Source organism: Sinomonas flava, from assembly GCF_039531875.1.
Lineage (GTDB): Bacteria > Actinomycetota > Actinomycetes > Actinomycetales > Micrococcaceae > Sinomonas > Sinomonas flava.
The window spans coordinates 364,733-387,594 of sequence record NZ_BAAAQW010000003.1 but is presented as its reverse complement, the minus strand read 5'-3'; the positions used below and the strand labels follow the sequence as shown (position 1 = coordinate 387,594).

Annotated in this window: 21 protein-coding genes; 17 read left to right on the top strand and 4 right to left on the bottom strand. The window is 71.5% G+C overall.

Features of this window, described 5'->3' with window-relative positions; all coding sequences use genetic code 11:
• Positions 1 to 27: 27 nt before the first annotated feature.
• The 5 genes from atpD to ABD298_RS04490 are packed head-to-tail and all read left to right on the top strand — an operon-like array spanning position 28 to position 6,035.
• Positions 28 to 1,479: a F0F1 ATP synthase subunit beta gene (atpD, locus tag ABD298_RS04510; protein ID WP_344298454.1), complete on the top strand. Its 1,452-nt coding sequence runs from the start codon at positions 28 to 30 to the stop codon at positions 1,477 to 1,479.
• 1 nt (position 1,480) lies between these two features.
• Positions 1,481 to 1,762 carry a F0F1 ATP synthase subunit epsilon gene (locus ABD298_RS04505; RefSeq protein ID WP_208709185.1) on the top strand — a complete coding sequence of 94 codons (282 nt, stop codon included), beginning with the start codon at positions 1,481 to 1,483 and terminating at the stop codon, positions 1,760 to 1,762.
• Between the two features lie 10 nt (positions 1,763 to 1,772).
• Positions 1,773 to 2,204, top strand: coding sequence for a DUF2550 domain-containing protein (locus tag ABD298_RS04500; RefSeq protein WP_344298453.1), 432 nt, complete (start codon positions 1,773 to 1,775; stop codon positions 2,202 to 2,204).
• A gap of 10 nt (positions 2,205 to 2,214) precedes the next feature.
• Positions 2,215 to 3,534 carry an alpha/beta hydrolase gene (locus tag ABD298_RS04495; protein WP_344298452.1) on the top strand — a complete coding sequence of 440 codons (1,320 nt, stop codon included), beginning with the start codon at positions 2,215 to 2,217 and terminating at the stop codon, positions 3,532 to 3,534.
• Positions 3,531 to 6,035, top strand: a complete 2,505-nt coding sequence (locus tag ABD298_RS04490; protein ID WP_344298451.1) for a phosphatidylglycerol lysyltransferase domain-containing protein — start codon at positions 3,531 to 3,533, stop codon at positions 6,033 to 6,035. The genes ABD298_RS04495 and ABD298_RS04490 overlap by 4 nt, the downstream gene beginning before the upstream one ends.
• A 141-nt stretch (positions 6,036 to 6,176) precedes the next feature.
• Here the strand turns inward: ABD298_RS04490 and ABD298_RS04485 are convergent, their stop codons facing one another.
• The 3 genes from ABD298_RS04485 to nucS all read right to left on the bottom strand — a co-directional run bounded on the left by ABD298_RS04485 (position 6,177) and on the right by nucS (position 8,657).
• Positions 6,177 to 6,380, bottom strand: a complete 204-nt coding sequence (locus ABD298_RS04485) for a cold-shock protein (RefSeq protein WP_208709177.1) — start codon at positions 6,378 to 6,380, stop codon at positions 6,177 to 6,179.
• Positions 6,381 to 6,624: 244 nt separating this feature from the next.
• The gene (locus ABD298_RS04480) at positions 6,625 to 7,887 is read right to left on the bottom strand and encodes an N-acetylglucosamine-6-phosphate deacetylase (protein ID WP_344298450.1); all 1,263 of its coding nucleotides are present in this window, start codon (positions 7,885 to 7,887) and stop codon (positions 6,625 to 6,627) included.
• 74 nt (positions 7,888 to 7,961) lie between these two features.
• Positions 7,962 to 8,657, bottom strand: a complete 696-nt coding sequence (gene nucS / locus ABD298_RS04475; protein WP_208709173.1) for an endonuclease NucS — start codon at positions 8,655 to 8,657, stop codon at positions 7,962 to 7,964.
• A gap of 71 nt (positions 8,658 to 8,728) precedes the next feature.
• On the opposite strand from nucS, the gene ABD298_RS04470 reads away from it, so the two are divergent.
• Both ABD298_RS04470 and ABD298_RS04465 read left to right on the top strand, forming a co-directional pair.
• Positions 8,729 to 9,073 carry an ATP/GTP-binding protein gene (locus tag ABD298_RS04470; RefSeq protein ID WP_208709171.1) on the top strand — a complete coding sequence of 115 codons (345 nt, stop codon included), beginning with the start codon at positions 8,729 to 8,731 and terminating at the stop codon, positions 9,071 to 9,073.
• 38 nt (positions 9,074 to 9,111) lie between these two features.
• Complete coding sequence (locus ABD298_RS04465; protein ID WP_344298449.1) at positions 9,112 to 9,915, top strand: alpha/beta hydrolase; 804 nt, start codon at positions 9,112 to 9,114, stop codon at positions 9,913 to 9,915.
• On the opposite strand, the gene ABD298_RS04460 is transcribed toward ABD298_RS04465, so the two are convergent.
• A complete protein-coding gene (locus tag ABD298_RS04460; protein WP_425564305.1) occupies positions 9,912 to 11,210 on the bottom strand; it encodes an AI-2E family transporter in 1,299 nt (432 codons plus the stop codon). The two genes, ABD298_RS04465 and ABD298_RS04460, sit on opposite strands and share 4 nt — an antisense overlap.
• A gap of 197 nt (positions 11,211 to 11,407) precedes the next feature.
• On the opposite strand from ABD298_RS04460, the gene ABD298_RS04455 reads away from it, so the two are divergent.
• The 10 genes from ABD298_RS04455 (at position 11,408) to ABD298_RS04410 (ending at position 22,827) form a co-directional block, all read left to right on the top strand.
• Positions 11,408 to 13,129, top strand: a complete 1,722-nt coding sequence (locus tag ABD298_RS04455; protein ID WP_344298448.1) for a DUF8094 domain-containing protein — start codon at positions 11,408 to 11,410, stop codon at positions 13,127 to 13,129.
• Positions 13,130 to 13,196: 67 nt separating this feature from the next.
• Positions 13,197 to 14,168, top strand: coding sequence for a co-chaperone YbbN (locus ABD298_RS04450; RefSeq protein WP_344298447.1), 972 nt, complete (start codon positions 13,197 to 13,199; stop codon positions 14,166 to 14,168).
• A 29-nt stretch (positions 14,169 to 14,197) separates the two neighbouring features.
• The gene (locus tag ABD298_RS04445; protein ID WP_344299044.1) at positions 14,198 to 15,001 is read left to right on the top strand and encodes an ABC transporter ATP-binding protein; all 804 of its coding nucleotides are present in this window, start codon (positions 14,198 to 14,200) and stop codon (positions 14,999 to 15,001) included.
• A complete protein-coding gene (locus ABD298_RS04440) occupies positions 14,986 to 16,575 on the top strand; it encodes a transporter (RefSeq protein ID WP_344298446.1) in 1,590 nt (529 codons plus the stop codon). The genes ABD298_RS04445 and ABD298_RS04440 overlap by 16 nt, the downstream gene beginning before the upstream one ends.
• Positions 16,576 to 16,686: 111 nt before the next feature.
• Positions 16,687 to 17,469 carry a glucosamine-6-phosphate deaminase gene (gene nagB, locus ABD298_RS04435; RefSeq protein WP_344298445.1) on the top strand — a complete coding sequence of 261 codons (783 nt, stop codon included), beginning with the start codon at positions 16,687 to 16,689 and terminating at the stop codon, positions 17,467 to 17,469.
• A gap of 37 nt (positions 17,470 to 17,506) precedes the next feature.
• A complete protein-coding gene (locus ABD298_RS04430; RefSeq protein ID WP_344298444.1) occupies positions 17,507 to 17,833 on the top strand; it encodes a DUF3039 domain-containing protein in 327 nt (108 codons plus the stop codon).
• Positions 17,830 to 19,284 carry an MFS transporter gene (locus ABD298_RS04425; RefSeq protein ID WP_344298443.1) on the top strand — a complete coding sequence of 485 codons (1,455 nt, stop codon included), beginning with the start codon at positions 17,830 to 17,832 and terminating at the stop codon, positions 19,282 to 19,284. Before ABD298_RS04430 ends, ABD298_RS04425 begins: the two co-directional genes overlap by 4 nt.
• Positions 19,281 to 21,086, top strand: coding sequence for a DEAD/DEAH box helicase (locus ABD298_RS04420; protein WP_344298442.1), 1,806 nt, complete (start codon positions 19,281 to 19,283; stop codon positions 21,084 to 21,086). Before ABD298_RS04425 ends, ABD298_RS04420 begins: the two co-directional genes overlap by 4 nt.
• A 91-nt stretch (positions 21,087 to 21,177) precedes the next feature.
• The gene (locus ABD298_RS04415; RefSeq protein WP_344298441.1) at positions 21,178 to 21,768 is read left to right on the top strand and encodes an isochorismatase family protein; all 591 of its coding nucleotides are present in this window, start codon (positions 21,178 to 21,180) and stop codon (positions 21,766 to 21,768) included.
• Positions 21,769 to 21,900: 132 nt separating this feature from the next.
• Positions 21,901 to 22,827, top strand: a complete 927-nt coding sequence (locus tag ABD298_RS04410; protein WP_344298440.1) for a DUF559 domain-containing protein — start codon at positions 21,901 to 21,903, stop codon at positions 22,825 to 22,827.
• Positions 22,828 to 22,862: the final 35 nt, after the last annotated feature.

Here is a 22,862-nt window from a genome sequence, read left to right as displayed (position 1 = left end):
CGCCATCTACGCAAAGAAGTGAGAGAGATGACTGCCACTGCCTCTGAAGCGGTTGCCACCGCTGGCGCGACGGGCCGCATTGCCCGCGTGATCGGGCCGGTTGTCGACGTCGAGTTCCCGTCCGACGCGATCCCGGAGATCTACAACGCGCTGACCACGACGATCACGCTCGGCGACCACACGCGCGAGATCACCTTCGAGACCGCCCAGCACCTCGGCGACAACCTCGTCCGCGCCATCTCCCTGCAGGCGACCGACGGCCTCGTGCGCGGCACCAAGGTCGCCGACACGGGCTCGCCGATCTCCGTCCCCGTCGGCGACGGCGTCAAGGGCCACATCTTCAACGTCCTCGGCAAGCCGCTCGACGTCGACGAGTCCGAGATCCAGGCCTCGGACTACTGGCCGATCCACCGCAAGGCCCCGTCCTTCGCCCAGCTCGAGGGCTCGACCGAGATGCTCGAGACCGGCATCAAGGTCATCGACCTCCTCACGCCGTACATCAAGGGCGGCAAGATCGGCCTGTTCGGCGGCGCCGGCGTCGGCAAGACCGTCCTCATCCAGGAGATGATCACCCGCGTGGCGCGCAACTTCGGCGGCACCTCGGTGTTCGCCGGCGTGGGGGAGCGCACCCGCGAGGGCAACGACCTCTGGGTCGAGATGGACGAGGCAGGGGTCCTCAAGGACACCGCGCTCGTGTTCGGCCAGATGGACGAGCCGCCGGGAACGCGCCTGCGCGTTGCGCTCACGGCTCTGACGATGGCGGAGTACTTCCGCGATGTCCAGAACCAGGACGTGCTGCTGTTCATCGACAACATCTTCCGCTTCACGCAGGCGGGTTCCGAGGTGTCGACGCTCCTGGGCCGCATGCCCTCGGCCGTCGGCTACCAGCCGAACCTCGCCGACGAGATGGGTCTCCTCCAGGAGCGCATCACCTCGACGCGTGGCCACTCGATCACGTCGATGCAGGCCATCTACGTCCCCGCCGACGACTACACCGACCCGGCGCCGGCGACGACGTTCGCGCACCTCGACGCGACGACCGAGCTCTCCCGCGAGATCGCCTCGCGCGGCCTCTACCCGGCCGTGGACCCGCTGACCTCGACGTCGCGCATCCTCGACCCGCAGTACATCGGGCACGACCACTACAACACGGCCGTCCGCGTGAAGCAGATCCTGCAGAAGAACAAGGAGCTGCAGGACATCATCGCGATCCTCGGCGTCGACGAGCTCTCCGAAGAGGACAAGATCGTCGTGGCCCGTGCGCGCCGCATCCAGCAGTTCCTCTCGCAGAACACCTACACCGCGAAGCAGTTCACCGGTGTCGAGGGCTCGACCGTCTCCATCAAGGACACGATCGAGGGCTTCAAGGCGATCTGCGATGGTGAGCTGGACCACGTGGCCGAGCAGGCGTTCTTCAACGTCGGCGGGCTCGACGACGTCGAGCGCAACTGGGCCAAGATCCAGGAGCAGACCAAGTAGCATGGCTGAGCTCGAGGTCGAGATCGTCGCGGCGGACCACTTCGTGTGGTCAGGCCCGGCGAAGATGGTCAAGGCCCGCACGGCGGACGGCGAGGTCGGGATCCTTCCCGGCCACACGCCGCTGCTGGCAATCATGCACGCGGGCGAGATTGCGATCGAGCCGGTCAACGGCTCGCGGATCACGGCCACCGTGGACGGCGGGTTCTTCTCCGTCGACTCGGACCGGGTTGTGATCGTCGCCGACAACGCGAAGATCGGCGAACCAGCCGCGGGGACTCGTTAGCCAGACCTCGATGGACGATTCTGCCCTTCCGTTCATCGTCCTGGCAGCGCTCTTCCTGCTCCTCGCAGGGCTGCTCTGTGTCCTTGGGGTGCGCCGCTTCGTCCTGCGGCGCACCCTGGGCACAGTGGATGCCTCCATCTCCATGGCCTCAGGGCCCTGGAGGATGGGGGTTTGCCGCTATCAGGACACCGAACTGGAATGGTTCAACCTCCTCTCCCTGAGCCCGGTGGCAAAGCACCGCTTCACCCGCAGCTCGCTCGAGCTGCAGGGGAGGCGCGCACCCACCGAGGCTGAGCGCACCAAGGTGCAGGCCGACGTCGTGATCGTCGAGCTGCTCTATCTGGGCGAGAGCGTCCGATTCGCAATGGACTTCAGCGCCTACGCGGGCCTCGCCGCGTGGCTGGAGGCCGGCCCCGTGGTGGGCGTCGGCACGTGGCGCTGAACGGGCCGCCATGGACGCGATCCTCGAACTCCGGGTCGTCGACGGGCCACTCGCCGTCGCGTGCTGGGTCCTTGCCGTCGCCGGGGCCCTGTACCTCCTCTGGGCGGTCCTCGCCCCCCGGCCGCGCTGGCGCGGTCTGGCATTCCTCGCGGGTGCGGCCGTTCTGGCCCCCGCAATCACCCTGCTGGTCCACTGGATCCTCGTGGACGTGGCCAGCGTCTTCCCCGAAGACCTCCCGTCCGAGGTGCTCCTCGACGTGGGCATCGGCGTCTTCGGGATCCTGCTTGCCGTCCTCTGCATGGTCCGGCTCGGCCGGGCCAGGCGCCGATGGGGCCGGCGCATCGCGGCAGTGGGCTCCGCGCTCGCCGTCGTACTCCTCGCGGGACAGCAGATCAACGCGTACTTCGGCCTCAACCTGACCGTGGGTGATCTCACGGGCTCGAGCCTGAGCCGGATCGCTCCTTTGGAGCCAGCCCTCGAGCGCGGTGGGGCGACGGCGGTGCCCCTCAGCGGGTGGAGGCCTCCCGGCGACCTGCCCAGCACCGGGGAACTGCGCAAGGTCCAGATACCCAACCCCGCCTCCGGTTTCGCGGCGCGGGACGCCTACGTGTACTTCCCGCCCGCCTACTCCGCGGCCGTGCGCCCCGAGCTGCCGGTTCTGGTCCTCATGGCGGGCCAGCCCGGGGGACCGGCCGACTGGCTCAGCGGAGGCCAGCTCCGTGGCCGCATGGACCGCTTCGCCCGGGAGCACGACGGCGTCGCGCCGGTGGTTGTCGTGGTCGATCCCATCGGGAACCCCTCGGCGAACACGCTGTGCATGGACACCAAGCTCGGCAAGGCCGAGACCTATCTCGTGCAGGATGTCGCGCCGTGGATCAAGGAGCACCTGAGCGTTTCGACCGATCCGGCGCGCTGGGCGGCTGGCGGCTTCTCTTTCGGCGCCACGTGCTCCGTGCAGCTGCTGGCCAAGCACCCAGAGCTCTTCGGCTCCGCGCTGGGCTTCGCGGCCGAGAAGGAGCCAGCGCTCGCAAAGGAGCGGAGCAAGACGATCGACACGGCGTTCGACGGCGACACCGCGGCGTTCGAGGCCCAGCTGCCCGCGCACTTCTTCGCTCAGGGAGGGCACGAGGGCCAGTTCCTGTTCCTCGCGGCAGGAACGCGCGATCCTGACTTTATCGCGCAGGCGCACGTGATCGCCGACCAGGCGCGCGGCGGAGGCACCGAGGTCCATGAGGAGATCGTGCAGGGTGAGGGCCATTCGTGGGAGATGATCGCCAAGGCCATGCCGGTCGGGCTCGAGATGCTCGCCGGGCGGTGGGGGTTCCCGTGAGCTTCCTGCAGCCTCTGGGCAGCGCTGCGCGGGGGGCCCTGCGGGGCGCGCGGCGGGTTCCGTTCACCCTCGGCGTCATCGCGGCACTCTGGGTGGCCGGCGCGGCCACCGGTAGCATCCTGTCCGGGCCCAGTCCCTCCGTGCTCGACGTCGTCGGCGGCGACGTCGGCTCGCTGCGCTCAGGCCAGTGGTGGGCCGCCTTCACCTCGATCTTCTTCGTCACGAACCCGTTGGCCTACCTCGCGGCAACGGTGGTGGTCGCGGTCCTGGTCCCCGTAGCGGAGATCGCCTACGGCTCGATCCGGGCTGCCGTCCTCTTCTTCGTCGGCGACTTCGCGGCCGTGACCGTCTTCTTCATCGTGACCCAGATGGCCCGCCTGGGCGGGGACGGGTGGCTCGGGTCCATGGTCGAGGACCCGGTGCTCGGGCCGTACCCGGCGGCCCTGTTCACGGCCATGGTGGCGAGCCCGACGCTCGGAGTGCTCTGGCGCCGCCGGCTGCGCGCGGGGGTCCTCGGGATCTCGGGCATGCTCACCCTGTACGTCGGCCACTCGGAGACGGTCCTCGGGCTCATCGGCGCGCTGCTGGGGCTCGCCGCCTCGTGGTGGACAGTCAGGCGCCACGAGCCGCACCCCGTCCTGCCCAGCCCCCGCGAGCGGAGGAACCTGCTCTCGCTCCTCGTCGCCCTCGCGGCCGTGGGTCCCGTGCTCACAGCACTCTCGCTGAGCCCCTCGGGCCCCCTCGCGCTCGTGCGAGACATGGTCCTTAACCCGCTGCCGGTCCTCAGCCAGCTGCAGGAGGACTGCGGCGGCTCGATCACCGGCTCCTGCCTGCAGTCGGCCCAGCCCCTCGCACTCTCGCCGGAGGGCTACATCACGGCCCTCGTGCCTCCGGCGATCCTGCTCGTCTGTGCCCTCGGCCTCCGCCGCGGCCGCACCGTGGCGCTGCAGGTCGCGCTGGCCGTGCAGCTCGCCGTGGCCGTCCTCGCGGTCGGCTACGTGGCACTCTTCCTCCGCATCCCCTTCTCACCGCAGCGCAACCGCTACAGCGTCCTCGCCTCCGGGGCCGTCCACCTCCTCCCGAGCGTGCTCACGGCCCTCGCGCTCGTCGTCGTGCTCTGGCTCAACCGGGAACTGTTCCCCGTGCAGACGGCCCGGGGCATGCGACGGCGCCTCGCGGCCGTCGGGCTCGCCCTCGCCGGGGGGCTCGTGGCCGCCTACACGGTGCTCTGGGTGCGGGGCGGGGGCCTCGAGCGGCGGGAAGGACTGTGGGGACTGGCATCGGAGGTCGTCAGGCAGTACATCCCCGCCCCGATCCCGCGCTACTACCTCGCGGTCTTCCGCACCCGGGACCCGGCCGAGCTGTGGCTGTTCACCTACAGCGGCCTCATCCTGTGGCTTGCGGCGTTCATGCTCGTCGCGGTCGCGATCCTGCGCGGCCGGCAGACCCTCGGGACCCGGGATGACAGCCTCGAACTCGCCCGCAGCCTGGTGCGGAGGGGCGGCGGCTCGCTGTCCTGGATGACGCTGTGGCCGCCGAACCGCTTCTGGTTCGACAGCCACGCCACGGCAGGGCTCGCGTTCCAGCAGCACGGCGGAGTCGCTCTCTCCGTCGCCGGGCCCATCGGTGCCCCGGGCAGGGGGCCCGCGGCCGTGGAGGAGTTCATCGCGTACTGCTCCAAGCACGCGCTCGTCCCGTGCTTCTACTCCCTCACCTCGGAACTGTGGCCCTTCCTGAGGTCGCGCGGCTTCCAGCGCGTCGAGGTCGCCCAGGAGACCAGGCTCCGCGTGGGCGAGCTGAGCTTCAAAGGCAAGGAGTGGCAGAACGTGCGCACGGCCGTCAACCGGGCCGGCAAGCTCGGGGTGCACGCCGCGTGGACGCGCTACCACGCGCTGACGCCGTCCCAGCGTGTCCAGCTGAGCATCCTCTCGGAGGACTGGTCCGCCCAGAAGTCCCTGCCGGACATGGGCTTCACGCTCGGCGGGATCGACGAGCTCGACGACCCGGAGGTCCTCATGTGCCTCGCCCAGGACGAGGAGGGCCGCCTGCACGGGGTCACGAGCTGGCTGCCCGTGTTCGAGAACGGCCGGGTGGTGGGGTGGACGCTCGACTTCATGCGCCGCAGTCCCGACGGCTTCCCCGGGGTCATGGAGTTCCTCATCGCCTCCGCGGTCAATCGGCTGCGCGCCGAGGTCGAGTGGATCTCCCTCTCGGGATCCCCGCTCGCGGCCGACCCCTCGGGGGAGCGGGCGGAGGTCGAGTCCCGGGACGAACTGCTCTCGACCCTGCTCGACGCCGTCGGGCAGGCGCTCGAACCGGTCTACGGGTTCCGGTCGCTCGCGAAGTTCAAGTCGCGGTTCCAGCCCGAGTACCACGCCCTCTACATGTACTATCTCGACCCGCTCCAGCTGCCGGCCATCGGCCGCGCTCTCGCGCAGGCGTACCTTCCGGGCCTCACGATGCGGCACCGCATGAGGCTCCTGCGCCAGATCGTCGGATAATCCGCACCCGCGGTGATTATTTACTTTCCAGTCAAGAACGCGTGACTGCATTTCCCCGCGTCCCATGGAACGCAAAAGGGGGAGGGGCCCCGGTCTGACCGGAGCCCCTCCCTGACCTTCACGGCCGGTTGCGCGTGCTGCTCAGAGAGCGGTCACGCCCGTGGCCTGCGGGCCCTTTGCGCCCTGGCCGATTTCGAACTCGACCCGCTGGTTCTCCTCGAGCGTGCGGAAGCCGCTCGACTTGATCTCCGAGTAGTGGACGAACACGTCCGATTCGGCGTCATCCGGGGTGATGAAGCCGAAGCCCTTCTCGGCGTTGAACCACTTGACGGTTCCCTGTGCCATTCCTGCGTTCTCCTGTGGATCTGCAACGAGACGCCGCCACTTGTGTGCCGGCCGGGTTACTCCGCGGGAGGACCCGGAGGGCCGGGAACTCCACGCTCGCAACGGTCTTGCGAGCATGCATTGCATGAAAAACACTGCTACCTACATCAAGACTGCTCCTAGCCAACCACGCCGCCGATGCACGGTCAACGGCACCCGCCCATTTCGAGATCAACAGTCTGGATAAATGATGGAAAACGTCGTGCTAACGCGAGTGGTCGGCTGCAGGGGCGGGCAGGAGTTCGCCACCGCGCACCACCGAGACGAGATTGAGCGCACCGTCCGTCGCCACGAAATCGGCTCTGAGCCCGCGGCGCAGGCTGCCGAATTCATCCGCACGCCCGAGCACTGCGGCGGGGACCGCCGTCGCGGAGAGCACTGCCTCCTCGAGGGGCACTCCGGCCGAGGCGGCACGGCAGACCACCTCCAGGAGCGTCGCGGTCCCGCCGGCGATCGCGCCCGAGGAGTCGAGGGTGGCGATGCCTCCCGCGACCGTCACCGGCGAGGTCCCCAGCGTGTAGTGGCCGTCCGTCAGCCCGGCCGCGGCCATCGAGTCCGTCACGAGCGCGATGTTGGCAGCTCCGACGAGTGCGTACACGGTCCGCACCATCGCCGGGTCGAGGTGGACGGCGTCCCCCACCAGCTCGACGACGGCGCCGCCCGCCGCCGCGGCCCTCAGGGATGCCGCGACGGGCCCGGGCGAGCGATGGTGCAGCGGCGGCATGGCGTTGAACAGGTGGGTGACCGTCGGAACGCCCTCCGCGCCGTCGTACCCGGCCGCGCTCAGTCCGTCCCGGGCCTGCTCGAGCGAGGCGTCCGCCGTGGCGTCGTCGCAGTCGGTGTGCCCCAGGGAGGGCGTCACCCCGTGTGTCGTGAGGAGGTCCACGAGGTCGGCGGCTCCGGGCAGCTCGGGCGCGTAGGTCATCGTCGCGAGCGCGCCCGAGGCCGCCTCGATGAGCTCCATCGCGAGATCGGTGTCCGGGTCGAGGAGGTGGGCAGGATCCTGCGCGCCGCACTGCGCGGGGGAGAGGAAGGGGCCCTCGAGGTGGATCCCGGCCACGAGGTCCTCCGCGTCGAGCTGCGCGAACACGTCGATCCCGCGCAGCAGGTCGTCGCGCGGGGCGGCGACGAGGCTCGCGAGGGGCATCGTCGTGCCGCTGCGGTGGAGGTAGCCGACGCCGCGGCGCGCAGACTCCTCGTCGGCGCTCGGGAAGTCGACCCCTGCCGCGCCGTGGCAGTGGAGGTCGACAAGGCCGGGCAGGAGGACGGCGTCGGGCGGAAGCTCGAGGACGGTGCCGCCGAAGGCCACCGCGTCGAAGTCCGCGGCAGGCCCGGCGTACTCGATCCGGTCGTCCTCGACGGCGACCACGGCGTCGTCGATCGAGGATCCGTCGCTCACGATCCGGCCACGGGCGATGAGCCGCGACGTGCCGGTTCCGCCAGGTCCTGGGATATCGGTGGGGCTCATGCCATGCATCTTAGGCGAGGCAGGCGGCCTCGGGCCCGCCTCCGGCGCCCTGCGAGGTCAGAAGAGGCGGGAGGTCAGAAGAGGCGGGACTCCACGTCGTCGACCCCGCGCATCGCGTCGTAGTCCAGGGTCACGCAGTCGATCCCCCGGTCCTGCGCGAGCGTGCGGGCCTGGGGCTTGATCTGCTGGGCCGCGAAGATGCCGCGCACCGGGGCGAGGAGCGGATCGCGGTTGAGGAGCTCCAGGTAGCGCGTGAGCTGCTCGACGCCGTCGATGTCGCCGCGGCGCTTGAGCTCGACGGCGACCGTGGCGCCGGAGGCGTCGCGGGCGAGGATGTCCACGGGGCCGATCGCGGTGAAGTACTCCCGGCGGATCAGGGTGAAGCCTTCTCCGAGCGTCTCGATCTGCTCCGCGAGCAGGCGTTGGAGGTCGGACTCGACGCCGTCCTTGATGAGGCCGGGGTCCAGCCCGAGCTCGTGGCTCGAGTCATGCACGACCTCGTGGATGTTGACGATGAGGCGGTCGTCGGTCTTGGCCGACTGGACCGTCCACTGCTCGAGCACTCCCTCCTCGAGCTCGGCCTCGGCCGGGGAAGCCACCCGGAGCGTAGCCGGAGGGCTCATCCAGTTGAGGGGCTTGTACGACCCGCCGTCCGAGTGCACGAGCACCGAGCCATCGGCCTTGACCACGAGGAGACGGGTGGCCAGCGGAAGGTGGGCCTTGAGGCGGCCCACATAGTCGACGGAGCACTGGGCAATGACGAGACGCACCCGAGAACTCTACCGTGGCGGCGTCTGGAGGCGGACGGCGACCCCGCCGGGGGGCACGGCAGAATGGAGCCATGCCGCGCTCCAACCGACCCCGTCGCCGTCCCGCTGTCCCACGGAGCGCCAAGGCCGCGGAGGAGTCCCGGGAGGACCGCGACGACTTCGACCCCGAGCGCGTGCTTGCCGGCTTCGCCCGCCTCGAGTCCGCGCCCGACGGCGACTGGCGGGTCAGGCAGGTGACCACGCGCAACGCCGCCAAGGAGTACACGTGCCCCGGCTGCTCCCGCACCATCCCGCCCGGGGTGGCGCACCTTGTCGTGTGGGCCGACGACCACCTCTTCGGAGAGGCGGCAGGGATCGCGGAGCGGCGCCACTGGCACACCCACTGCTGGCGCACCCGGACGTTCAGGTACCGCTGACGCAGGTACCGCTGGCGCCAGCGATACGCTTAGGCCCCATGAGCTTCGACCCCTCCTCGTACGCGTTCACCAGCACCGCAGGCCCCGAGCCGATCCGCGCGAACACGGTCCTGCCCGCGCGGCGGGAGAACATCGAGCTGCGGACCGACGATGGGCTGACGCTCGTGGGGGAGCTCGCCCTGCCCGCCGACCGGGACCCGCTCGCCACGCTCGTCACGCTCCACCCGCTTCCGACCCACGGCGGGTTCATGGACTCCCACGTCTACCGCAAGGCCTCCTTCCGCCTGCCCGCGCTCGCGGGCATCGCCGTCCTCCGCTTCAACACCCGCGGGACGTCGAGCCCCCGGGGGACCAGCGGGGGCCAGTTCGACGAGGGGGTCGGCGAGCGTGCCGACGTCGAGGCAGCGGTGCGGTTCGCCGTCGAGCGCGGGCTGCCGCGCCGATGGCTTGTGGGCTGGTCGTTCGGCACCGAGCTCGCGCTCAAGTACGGCGCCGTGCCGCCGGTCGCGGACGAGATCGACGGCGCCGTCCTCCTCTCGCCCCCGCTGCACCGGGCGGGCGACTCGGACCTGGACGCATGGGCCGCCTCGGGCAAGCCGCTGACGGTCCTCGTCCCCGAGTTCGACGACTACCTTCGCCCCGCCGAGGCCGCCGAGCGTTTCGCACGCGTGCCGCAGGCCCGGCTCGTCGGCGTCGATGGCGGCAAGCACCTCTGGGTGGGGGAGAAGTACGTCCACAGGGTGCTCAGCGAGATCGTCGCCGACGTGCTGGGATCGGCCGCGCCCTCAGGCTCAGCCGGGCTGCCGGGGGAGTGGGACGGGGAGCTCGCCGCGGCTCCCTAGTGCTGGTCCTGCCGCGTGATGAAGACTTCCCGGATGAGCAGCATCACGGCCGCCGCCGTCGGGATCGCGATGAGCGCCCCCAGCACGCCCAGGAGGCTGCCGCCGGCGATGACGGAGATGACCGCCACGGGCCCGGGAACCGCGACGGCCTTCTGCATGATGCGCGGGGAGATGAAGTAGGCCTCGAACTGCAGGTACGCGAAGTAGGCGATCGCGAGGATGACGGCCGTCTGCCACCCGGCCGTGAGGGCCACGACCGAGATGAGGACGCCGGCCACGACCCCTCCCACGAGCGGGATGAACGCGAGGAAGCCCACGACGAAGGCGAGCAGGGCGGCGAACGGGACCTGGAGGATGGTCATGACCACGAAGGCGTATGTCGCATTCAGGCCAGCCACGCACACCTGGCCGATCACGTAGTTGCCCACTGAGCGTGTGATCTCCTCGCTCAGCGCCTCGACCCGCGAGCGGCGCGAGCGCGGCGCGAGCCGGTACCCCCACGTCTTCATGGCGGGCAGCGCCGAGAGGAAGTACAGGCTGAGAACCACCACGACGAGCACCCCGAAGAGCGAGTTCGCCACGGTGGTGCCGAAGCCGAGCACGCCGCCGAAGACGTTCGTGATCGCCTCCGAGTTCTGGCCGAGCTTCGTCAGCTCCTCGGTGACGCGATTCTTGATGCCGAACTGCTCGTCGATGCTCTTGTAGAAGTCCGAGGCCAGGAAGTCCGCGATCCAGCCCGGCACGTTGTTCACGAGCTGGGTGATCTGGTCCACCATGGTCGGGATGAGCGTCCCCACGAACGCGCCGAGGACCGCGAAGAGAGCCAGGATCGTGCCCGCGATGCCGACCGCGCGGGGGACCCGCCGGGTCTCGAGCCACCGGACCACCGGGTCGAGGCCGAGCGCGATGAAGAGCGCGGCGAGGATCCACAGCAGCAGCTGCGTGGTGTGCTGCGCGATGTAGTAGATGGCCAGCGCCGCACCGACGCCCACCGTGCCCATGAAGCCCATGTACAGCGGGTGGCGCGAGGACATGCGGGGACCCGGGTGGCCGAACGGCGTCTCGTCATCCTCGGCCGCGGGGGGCTCGGCCTCCTGCAGCGGGGGCATCTCGAAGCGCACGCGCGGCTGCGCTCCCGGAATGGGGGTCTTGAGACGGTCGGCCACCCCGTGGACGAAGGCGCCGAGACGGTGGTGGGACCGGCCGGCCGCCTCACCGAGGACGGGCGTCGCGAGCGGGGGGTTCTCGCCCGTGGACTCCGGTTCGATGGGCTGGGCCTCGCGGTTCTCTGGCACTCGACTCGCCTTCTGCTCTTCTCTCGCCGTCTGGTCGCGGGACAGCAGTGCCGGCCCCGGTCCAGTCCGCCCCCGACGATGCCGCTGCCCCGGCACCCTGCGCCCCGCGCAAACCCTACCAGCAGGGCCGATCTGACTGGATTGTCACGATTTGGTTACCATTGAGAGGTCTAATTCCCCGACGTGAGGTGTTTTCCGTGCGACTTAAGACCGCAGCTGCACTCCTGCTGCTCGGCCTTGTAGCCCTCGTGGCTGGCATCGGCCAGCTATCGTGGTGGGCTCCCAATGACCGTGTGACGGCAACGATTCCCGCCGGCACCCAGGATGCCCCTCTCACCGTGATCGACAACCGGCTGGGCGACCTCCGTGGGGGAGAGGCAACCTTGACGATCCGATCCGAGGGCAGCTTCGTCCTGGCGACGGGCCGTCCCGACGACGTTGCCGGCTGGGTGGGCCCGGCCGCCCACAACACGATCGCGGGCGCCTCCGACGACGGCAGGGTCCTCACGGTCCAGCACGCCGACGGCGAGGCCTCGTCGCCGAACCCGGCCGGTGCGGACGTGTTCGCCTCGACGCAGAACGCCAGCGGCGAGTACGAGTACCACTGGGACGTCCCGGACAACGGCGAGTGGCAGCTCATGCTCGCCACCGACGGCAGCGCCCCCGCGCCCCGCGACATCTCCATCACGTGGCCGAGCCACGCGACCACCCCATGGGCCGTCCCGCTCATCGTGATCGGCGCCCTGCTGGTCGTCGCGGCCGGCGTCCTCGCCTTCCTGCACACCCGCCAGGCCGGATCGCACGGCGGCCCGGCAGGCTCGGCGACCGGGCCCTGGCCACGACGCCGCACGACCGGGTCCACCGCCACGGCAGCCATTCCGCGCACGCCGGGGAAGGCTCCGCGGATGGCCGACGGCGCCACGCGCCGCCCCGGGACCGTCCGGCTGGGAGCCGGGCTCGCCGTCGTCGTCCTCGGGCTCAGCGCCGCCCCCGCCGCCCAGGCGACCACCGCGCCCTCGCCGAGCGCCGCGCAGGCGCCCTCGGCAGGCCGCGTGCTCCTCGACGACCAGCTCACCCGCATCCTCGAGCAGACCGCGAACGCGGTCCAGGCCGGGGATGACGCGAAGGACGCCGGCAAGCTCAGCCTGCGCGTGGGTGGCAGCGCTCTCCTGGCCCGTACCCAGAACTACAAGGTCAGGGCCGCCGTCGCGAGCGCGCCCGCCCTCTCGCCGGTCCGCGCGGCCGACCTGCGCACGAGCGTGATCACCACCCAGCGTGAGTGGCCGCGCACCGTCATGGCGGTCACGCAGGGCGAGGGGAACACCACGCCCCAGCTGCTCACCCTGCGCCAGGAGTCTGCCCGGAGCAACTACAAGCTCATCGAAGCCGCGCCGCTCCTGCCCGGTGCCACCTTCCCCGCCACGCCGCGCTCCGGGGCCGAGCAGGTGCCGCTGGACAGCAAGGCCGGGCTCGCCTACACGCCGGCCGAGGCCATCGCGGGCGTCGCGGACCGCCTCACCTACCCGGACAGCGTCTGGGCGGACCGCGTGCCCGAGAACGCTTACATCAAGGACACGATCGGCTACCAGGGCGACATCGTGAAGAACGGCCCGAACGGCAACTTCACCGCCAAGCACACCCTCGTGGGCAACGAGGCCGCGGCCTTCCGCACGGCCGACGGCGGCGCCGTCATCCTCGCGCCCCTGGACTTCTTGTTTGAGGGCACTCCGAAGGCATCGGGGGACAAGCTCACCCTCGCCGACGACGCCGCCGCGCTCGCCGGGGGCAAGGAGACCACCGCCGGGATATCGCTGACGTTCCGCGAGTCCCTCGTGATCGTCGTGCCTGCCGACGGCGGGGCCAAGGAAGTCACGCTCATCGGGGCGACCCGCAACCTGACGGGTGCCGCGCTGAAGTAGGCGATCACGCCATTGTGGGGGGCGGGACCGCTGTGTGCGGGCCCGCCCCTCACACTATGGTGGAGCCATGAGTGTTCCCGGTTCCCGCCCTCCCCAGCCGCAGCTGAACCTCCGCGGCGCCGTCGACCTCTCGGCCCTCAAGGCACGCGCGACGGCGACCCCGCCGGCCTCCTCGTCGCACCCCGCCGCCCCGGCGGGAGCGGACGCCGGAGCACCGGGGCCGTCCGGCGCGATCGAGGTCGACGAGCGCACCTTCGGAGACCTCGTCCAGCGCTCCGCGACCGTGCCCGTCGTCGTGCTCCTCTGGGCCGCGTACTCGCCCGAGTCGCTCACGGCGCGTGACGACCTGGGTGCGATCGTGGACAGCTACGGCGGCCGCCTGGTCTACGCGACGGCGGACGTCGAGGCGTTCCCCCAGCTCGCCCAGGCCTTCCAGGCCCAGGCGGTGCCGACCGCCGTCGCGATCCTCAAGGGCCAGCCGATCCCCCTCTTCCAGGGCGCCGCCGCGGAGCCCCAGGCGCGTGCGCTCTTCGACGAGCTGCTGCGCGTCGCCGAGGCGAACGGCGTGACCGGCACGGCCGACGGCGCCCCCGCCGAGGCGTCCCCCGAGCCGCAGCTCCCGCCGCTTCACCAGGAGGCGTTCGACGCGATCGACCGCGGCGACTTCGCCGCCGCCGAGGCCGCGTACCGCAAGGCCCTCGCCGAGCAGCCCGCCGACCGCGAGGCCAAGGCCGGCCTCGCCCAGGTCCAGCTCATGGCGCGCGTCGCCGAGGTGGACCAGCCCGCCGCGGAGCGTGCGCGTGCCGTGGCCGCCGAGTCGCCCGACGACCTCCAGGCCCAGCTGGCCGTCGCCGACCTCGACCTCACCGGAGGGCACGTCGAGGACGCCTTCTCCCGGCTGGTGGGCTTCATCGCGCGCAGCTCGGGCGATGACAGGGAGGCCGCCCGCGTGCGGCTGCTCGAGCTCTTCGAGGTCGTCGGCAGCGCGGACCCGAGGGTGGGTGCTGCGCGCCAGCAGCTCGCCCGCGCCCTGTTCTGATCGCCGTGTCCCACTCAGACGCGGAGGGAGTGCCCGTGGCCGGGCGCCTTCCCTCGGCGGCGCCCGCGCCCCCTGCCGGGGCCCCTCCTGCGCTGGCACTGCGCGGCCTCGTCAAGGCGTTCGACGGGAAGCTGGCCGTGGACGGGGTGAGCCTCGACGTCCCCGTCGGCTCGTTCTACGGGCTGGTGGGTCCCAATGGCGCGGGCAAGACCACGACGCTCTCGATGGCGACCGGGCTCCTGCGGCCCGACGCCGGGACGGCGTACGTGCTGGGGACCGACGTCTGGAAGGACCCGATCACTGCGAAGCGCCTCATGGGCGTCCTCCCGGACGGGGTGCGCCTCTTCGACAGGCTCTCCGGCGAGCAGCTCATCCTCTACTCGGGGCTCCTGCACGGACTCGACCGCCCGACCGCCTCCGCGCGGGCCCGCGACCTGCTCGCCGCGTTCGGGCTCGCCGACGCCGCATCCACCCTCGTCGTGGACTACTCGGCCGGCATGACGAAGAAGGTGGCCCTCGCCGCGGCCCTCGTGGATGCCCCGCGGCTGCTGGTCCTGGATGAGCCGTTCGAGTCCGTGGACCCGATCTCGGCCGCGAACATCCGCTCGATCCTCACCGACTTCACGGCAGGCGGGGGGACGGTCATCGTCTCGAGCCACGTCATGGACCTCGTCCAGCGCATGTGCGACCACGTCGCCGTCGTCGCCGCCGGCCGGATCCTGGCCGCGGGCACCGTCGACCAGGTCCGCGCGGGGGAATCTCTCGAGGAGCGCTTCGTCCAGCTCGTCGGCGGCCCGGGGAAGTCAGAGGGCCTGACGTGGTTGCACACCTGATCAGGCTCAAGCTCGCACTCCTGCGCAACGGTCTCCGCCGCAGTCCCCTGCAGCTCATCGGCCTGATCCTGGGAGCCCTCTACGGACTCGGCGCCGTGGCCCTCGGGATCGCGGGGCTGGGCGTCCTGAGGCTCGCGGAGGTGCCGGTGGCCGAGACCCTCGTAGTCCTCGGAGGGTCGGCGCTCGTGCTCGGCTGGGCCCTCGCGCCCATCCTCGTCGCGGGCGTGGACCTCACGCTCGATCCGGCGCGCTTCGCGCTGTTCCCGATTCCACGGCGCCAGCTCCTCCTCGGGCAGGGCCTGGCCGGGCTGATCGGTGTGCCCGGGCTGTGCACGGTGCTGCTGCTCGCGGCGACGGCGCTGACCTGGGCCCGCGGGTGGGCGCCGCTCGTGACGGCGCTGGTCTGCGCCGTCGTGGCGCTCGGCCTGTGCGTCGCCGTGAGCCGGCTCGCCGCGGCGCTTGCCTCCGAGCTCGCGGCCTCGCGGCGGTTCCGCGACGTGAGCAGTGTGCTTCTGCTCATCCCGCTCGTCCTCCTCGGCCCGATCATCGCGCTCGCCGCGCAGTCACTCGACGCCGTCGGCGCGTCCGGTCTCGTCGCCGCCGGCGAGGTGCTGGGCTGGACGCCGCTCGGCGCGGCGTTCTCTGCACCGGCCGCCGCGGCCCAGGGCAACGGCCTCGAGGCCCTCGCCAAGATCGGCGTCGCCGCGGCGGCGCTCGCACTCGCTGCGTGGGGCTGGTCGGCGGCGCTGGCCCGTGCCCTCCTCCACCCCGCAGGTGCGGGGCGCCGGCGTGCGGGGAAGCGCCACCGGGGCGCGGGGCTCTTCGGCCTCCTGCCCGCCACACCGGCCGGGGCAGTGGCCGCCCGGTGCCTGGTCTACTGGCTGCGGGATCCGCGCTACGGCTCAGGCCTCGTGGTCGTGCCGCTGCTGCCGGTGGTGCTATACATGGCCTCCGCGGGCGGCGGGGGCGATCCGTTGGCCGGGCCCTTCGCCGTGAGCGGGCCGATCGTCGGCTTCGTGCTCGCGTGGAGCATCAGCGCGGACGTCTCCTACGACTCGACCGCGTTCGCGCTGCATCTCGCCGCGGGGGTCCGCGGCCGCGACGACCGCCTCGGTCGGGCGCTCGCGCTCCTGGCCTTCGGGCTGCCCGTGACCCTCGTGGCCACCGCGGTGCCGTGCGTGGTGGCGGGCCAGTGGGAGGCGTTCCCCGCCCTTCTGGGGCTCGCGCTCGGGTCACTCCTGAGCGGCGTCGGGCTCTCCTCGGTGGTGTCGGCGAGGTACACGGTGGCGGTCCCCCTCCCGGGCGAGAGCCCCTTCAAGAAGCCCTCGGGGAACGTGGCCCAGACGATGCTCGTCCAGACGGGCGGGCTCCTGGTGCTCGGTGCCCTGATCTCACCCGAGATCGCCCTCGCGCTCCTGTGGGCCGGGACGGGGCAGGCCCACTGGGGATGGCTCGGGCTCGCTGCCGGCGCAGTCCTCGGCCCGGCCCTGGCCGCCGGTGGGGTCGTGCTCGGGGGCCGCTGGCTGGATGCGCGCGGCCCCGAGACGTTCGCCTCCCTCACGCGCGCCCGGTGACGGTCCGGCCAGCGCCCTTGCGGGTCACGCCCTAGCGGGTCGCGCCCGGGCTGGATATCCTCGGCGGGGGCGTGCGACCTGCGCCGAGAGGCCCCCGAGGGGAGCGCCCGCATGGAAGTCGTCGTCGTCAAGGACGCCCGCGAGGCGGGGCGGCTCGCCGCCTCGGCGGTCACGGCGCTGCTCGCCCGCACGCCGGACGCGGTCCTCGGCCTCGCGACCGGGTCCTCGCCGCTCCCGCTGTACGACGAACTGGCCCGCAGGAGCACCGAGGAGGGACTCGACCTCTCGCGGGCCACCGCGTTCGCCCTCGACGAGTACGTGGGCCTTCGCCGCGACCATCCCGCGTCCTACCGGAGCGTGATCCGGCGCGAGTTCTCCGAGCGCGTCACGATCGACCCGGCCCGCGTCCACACCCCCGACGGACTGGCGGGCGACCTCGTGGCCTCGTGCGCCGCGTACGAGGACGCGATCCGCGACGCGGGCGGGATCGACCTGCAGATCCTTGGGCTCGGCGCCGACGGCCACATCGGCTTCAACGAGCCCGGCTCCTCGCTGGCCTCGCGCACCCGCATCAAGACCCTCACGGAGCAGACCCGGCGCGACAACGCACGCTTCTTCTCCTCGCTGTCCGAGGTGCCCCACCACGTCGTGACCCAGGGCGTGGGGACCATCATGGATGCCCGGCACGTGGTCCTCCTCGCCGGGGGCGCCGCGAAGGCACAGGCCGTCCACGGCCTCGTGGAAGGGCCGGTCACGGCGATGTGCGTCGGCTCCGTGCTCCAGTTCCACCCGCACACGACCGTGATCGTCGACGAGGCCGCCGCGTCGGCGCTGCTCCTGGCCGACTACTACCGTCAGGTCTACGACGGCAAGCCGGACTGGCAGGGCCTCTGACCGGCCGCCCCACTCCGGGCGCGACTACCATGAATCCATGACCACGATGCCTCCGGACCCCTTCAGCTCACAGCCCGGCGACCCGTACGGCGCCGACCCGCGTGACCCCGCCCGCGGCGGGTCCACCGCCACGATCGAGCGGGAGGAAGTGCGCGAGGAGCTCGAGCCGGGCGACCGCGAACGCTTCTCGCACTACGTGCGCAAGGAGAAGATCATGGAGTCTGCGCTCACCGGCGAACCCGTGATCGCACTGTGCGGCAAGGTGTGGACCCCCGGCCGCGACCCCAAGAAGTTCCCCGTGTGCCCCACCTGCAAGGAGATCTACGAGGGCCTGCGTTCGGGCGGAGACGACGACAAGGCGTGACCCCGGGACGGGGATCCCCGGCCGGTGACGACGCCGACGAAGGTGCCGGCGGGCTCCTTTCCCCGCCGTACCGGGCGCTCGTCGTCGGGCTCCTCGCGATCGTCACGTGCGGTGCGTTCGAGGCGATGGCCGTCACCACCGCGATGCCGGTCGTGGCGGCCGAGCTCGGCGGGCAGGGCTCCTACGGGCTCGCCTTCTCGCTCTTCCTCACCGCCTCGATGGCCGCGACCGCCGCAGCGGGGCCATGGTGCGACGCGAGAGGCGCGCGGCCGGCGCTCCTGACCGGCCTCGCGCTCATGTTCTCGGGCCTCGTGCTCGGCGGCGCCGCGACCGACTTCGGCCTGTTCACGCTCGGCCGCATGGTCTCCGGGCTCGGGGCCGGGTCGATGATCGTCGCCGTCTACGTCGTCATCGGGCAGGCGCTCCCGTCCGTCCTCCAGCCGGTGATGTTCGGGTGGTTCTCGGCGGCGTGGGTTGTGCCGTCGCTCGTCGGGCCGTACGTGTCGGGGCTCCTCGCGCAGCACGTCAGCTGGCGCTGGCCCTTCCTCGGCGTCGCCCCGATCGTCCTTGTCGCCGTGGCCCTCGTGTGGCCGCGCGTGCGCTCCCTCGGGCTGCCGGCCGCCCCCGAGGGAGGCGGCCATGACGGGCGACGGCGCGCCCTCCGGGGCGCGGCGCTCGCCTGTGGCGTCGGTGCGGCGCAGTGGGCGCTCGTGTCCGCAGCCGACCCCGGATCGAACCTGAGGTCCGACGCGCCGGCCCTCCTCGCCGCCGTCGGTGTCGCCGGGGCCGCCCTCGCCGTGCTGTCCGTTCCCCGCCTCATCCTCGCCGGCACGTGGGTCGCCCGCAGGGGTCTGCCGGCCGTCATGGCGGTGCGCGGCCTCATCACGTTCGCCTTCTTCGGCTCGGAGGCGTTCATCCCGCTGATCCTCGTGAACCGGTACGGCCTCGAACCCTCGATCGCCGGCCTCGCGCTCACGGGCGGCGCACTGGGCTGGACCGCGGGATCTTTCGCGCAGGCCCGCTCCTGGCTGCCGCGGCGCCTCTACCTGGTCCTCGGGCCGGCGGCCGTCGGCGCTTGCCTAGCCGCCGTCGCGCTGTCCGTGGGCACCCAGACGTCCCCTTGGGCGATCGCCCTGTGCTGGTTCGTCGCCGGGGCGGGGATGGGCCTGTCGATGTCGACGACCTCCGTCCTGACCCTCGAGCTCAGCGACGCGGCCGAACGCGGCCGGAATTCGGCCAGCCTCCAGTTGGCCGATATGCTCGGTGGAGTGATTGGAACCGCCGGAGCCGGAACGCTGTACGCCCACATGCTCGATTCGGGCAGCGCCCCGGGGGCGGCGGGCTTCGCCCTCATCGCCGCGGTCCTCTCGGTTCCCGCTCTGTTCGGCGCGCTCGCAGGCGTACGCGCCCACGCGCCGTCGTCCGCCGACCAGGAGGCGCGCCGCGCATGACGGACACGCTCTTCGGCGGCGACCCGTCGTCGCACTCCGGCGCGTCGCCCACGGCCCTGCCCCCCGCCTATCCTGAGCGGGCCGCGTGGGGCACCGCTCCCAAGCTCCGCGCCTGGCAGCAGGAGGCGCTCGACAAGTACCTCGCCCTCGCGCCGCGGGACTACCTCGCCGTCGCGACGCCCGGCGCGGGCAAGACCACGTTCGCGCTGCGCGTCGCCTCGACGCTCATCGAGCAGGGCGCCGTCAACCGCGTCACGATCGTTGCGCCGACCGACCACCTCAAGCGCCAGTGGGCGGACGCCGCCGCGCGGGTGGGCATCGCGATCGACCCCAACTTCAAGAATGCCGACGGCGCGCACGGCCGCGGCTTCATGGGCGTGGCCGTGACGTACGCGCAGGTCGCGAGCAAGCCCCTGCTGCACCGGGCCAAGACCGAGGCCGCGCGCACACTCGTGATCCTGGACGAGATCCACCACGGCGGCGAGTCGCTCTCGTGGGGCGACGGACTGCGCGAGGCGTTCGACCCGGCGGTCCGGCGTCTGGCCCTCACCGGCACCCCGTTCCGCTCGGACACGTCTCCCATCCCATTCGTCGAGTACGCCGAGGACGCGGACGGGATCCGCCGCTCCAAGGCGGACTACACCTACGGCTACGGGCAGGCCCTGCGCGACCACGTGGTCCGGCCCGTGATCTTCATGGCCTACTCGGGCCAGATGCGCTGGCGCACGAGCGCCGGGGAGGAGATGGCCGCCTCGCTCGGCGAGGCTGCCGTGACGAAGGACGTCACCGCCCAGGCATGGCGTACCGCACTCAACCCGCAGGGGGAGTGGATCCCCGCCGTCCTCGCCGGCGCCGACCGCCGCCTGACCGAGGTGCGCCGCTCCGTCCCGGACGCCGGCGGCCTCGTCATCGCCACCGACCACGACGACGCGCGCGCCTACGCCGGGCTGCTCAAGAAGGTCTCGGGAGAGTCGCCCACGGTGATCCTCTCGGACGACGCGAAGGCCTCGAACAAGATCGAGGAGTTCTCCGCGGGGGACAAGCGGTGGATGGTCGCCGTCCGCATGGTGTCCGAGGGCGTCGACGTGCCGCGCCTCGCCGTCGGCGTCTACGCCACCTCCACCTCGACCCCGCTGTTCTTCGCCCAGGCCGTGGGGCGCTTCGTGCGGGCACGACGGCGCGGGGAGACGGCGTCGGTCTTCCTGCCCTCGGTGCCGCAGCTGACCGCACTCGCGAACTCGATGGAGGCGGAGCGCGACCATGCGCTCGACCGCCCCTCGAAGGACGAGGACGGGCTCATGGACCTCGAGGAATCCCTCATGGACGAGGCCAACCGCGAGGAGAAGGCCTCCGACACGCTCGTCAAGGGCAAGTACGAGGCCCTCGAGTCGCAGGCGGCGTTCGACCGGGTGCTGTTCGACGGCGGCGAGTTCGGCATGGGCGGCGACGTCGGCTCCGACGAGGAGCTCGACTTCCTCGGCATCCCCGGCCTGCTCGACGCCGACCAGGTGGCGACGCTGCTGCGGCAGCGGCAGCAGGACCAGGTCTCGCGCCGGAAGGGCCGGCCGGCGCCCGCGACGTCGTCCCCCGCGGGCGTCCCGGACCACCGGCGGCTCATGGACCTGCGCAACGAGCTCGCGAAGAATGTCTCCGCGTGGAGCGCGCGCACAGGGACCCCGCACGGGGTCGTGCACAACAAGCTCCGCGAGCTGTGCGGTGGCCCGGCCGTTGCGCAGGCGAGCGAGGACCAGCTCCACGCGCGGCTGGCGAAGCTCCGGGACTGGTTCGTCGGCCGCACCTGACCCCCGCCTCGCCCCGCCCTCCGTCTGGGGGTCACCTCCTGAAGGTCACGTCCTGAAGGGCAGCTCCCGGACGGTGGGCCACAATGGAGTCATGGCCCCAGCGCGCGCACTCGTGATCGTCGACGTCCAGAACGACTTCTGTGAGGGAGGTTCCCTCGCGGTCGACGGCGGAGCCGCCACCGCGTCGCGGATCACCTCATTCCTCGCGGACCACGCGGACGACTACGACGCCGTCGTCACCACCCAGGACTGGCACATCGACCCTGGGAGGCACTTCTCCGCCCAGCCGGACTTCGTCGATTCGTGGCCGCCGCACTGCGTCGCCGGGACGGACGGGGCCGCGTTCCACCCGGGCCTGGAGCTCGCGGGCGTCGACGCGATGTTCCGCAAGGGCCAGTACGCGGCCGCCTACTCCGGGTTCGAAGGCCATCTTGCCCAGTTCGGGGACGCCCAAGGCGACTCGGACGACTCGCCCACGCTCGACGAATGGCTTCGGGAACACGGGATCGGCGCCGTCGACGTCGTGGGCATCGCGACCGATTACTGCGTCAAGGCAACAGCGCTCGACGCCGCGGCGGCCGGCTATGAGACCCGAGTCCTCCGCGAGCTGTGCGCGGGGATCGCCGACGACCTCGGCCCGACATACCACGACCTCGAAGCGGGGCACGTCACGCTCGCGTGATGCCCGTCTGGAGGTCACCTCTTGGCAGTCACCTCCTGAGGGACTCTGAAGGTCACATTCTGGGGGTCACCAAGTGCGAGTTCCTGTGGACAAGCGCGGTGAGCTCGACGCGGCGTCGAACATTATGGGTCCATGACTGCACGAGATGACCTTCCGGCGGACCTCCACGATCGCGCCTTCACCTTCGTTGCCGCCAGACAGGCGGGGGTTTCCGTGAGCAGGCTGCGAGCACACGACCTCGAACGCTGGAGCAGGGGCATCTACGGTCCGGCTGGGCGAGATGTAACCCTTCGGGAGCGGGCCGAAGTGCATCTGGCTGCGACGGCGGACGCGTGGGTCTCGCACCGGACAGCGGCCGCTCTCCAGGACCTGTTCCTCCCGCCCTGGGTGGACGACCATGCGCAGATCCACTTGAGCAAGCCCACTCACCTCCCGCGCGCTCGCAGGAAGGGGGTTGCGGGCCATCGGGTGCGGATCCGGCCCGGCGAACTCCATCACGTCGACGGGCTGCTCATGACTACCCCCGCACGCACCTGGCTGGACCTCGCCGTGGAGCTCGGAGAAGAGTTCCGGATCGCCCTTGGCGACCAGCTCATCAGGCGTCCGAGGTCCGGACTGGAGAAAGGCCGTGAGAAGCCACTGGCCACCACATCCGAACTGAGGGAGCTCCTGGACGCCCACGTGTGGATGAAAGGCGTTGGATTGGCGAGAGCCGCGCTCGAGCACATGCGCGTCGGAGCCGATTCGGTACCCGAGTCACTCCTCCGCCAGGCGATTGCCGCGGCCGGTCTGCCGGAGCCAGAGCTCCAGATCTCACTGGTCCCGCTGGACCCATACTCGCCGTCCGGTGACATGGGGTACCCCCGCATCAAGCTGGTGATCCAATACGAGGGTGCGCACCATGACGATGAGGCCCAGAGGCTTCGGGATGCTCGACGGGACCGGGCATTCCGCGATGCAGGCTGGACAGTCCTTCTCGTTCGGCTGGAGGACCTGAGGGACGGCTTCCGCGCCGTCATACGCGAGATCCGCGGGCATCTGGCAGCTGCGGCTGCATGACGTGCAGCACCCCGGATCAGGACGTGACCTTCAGG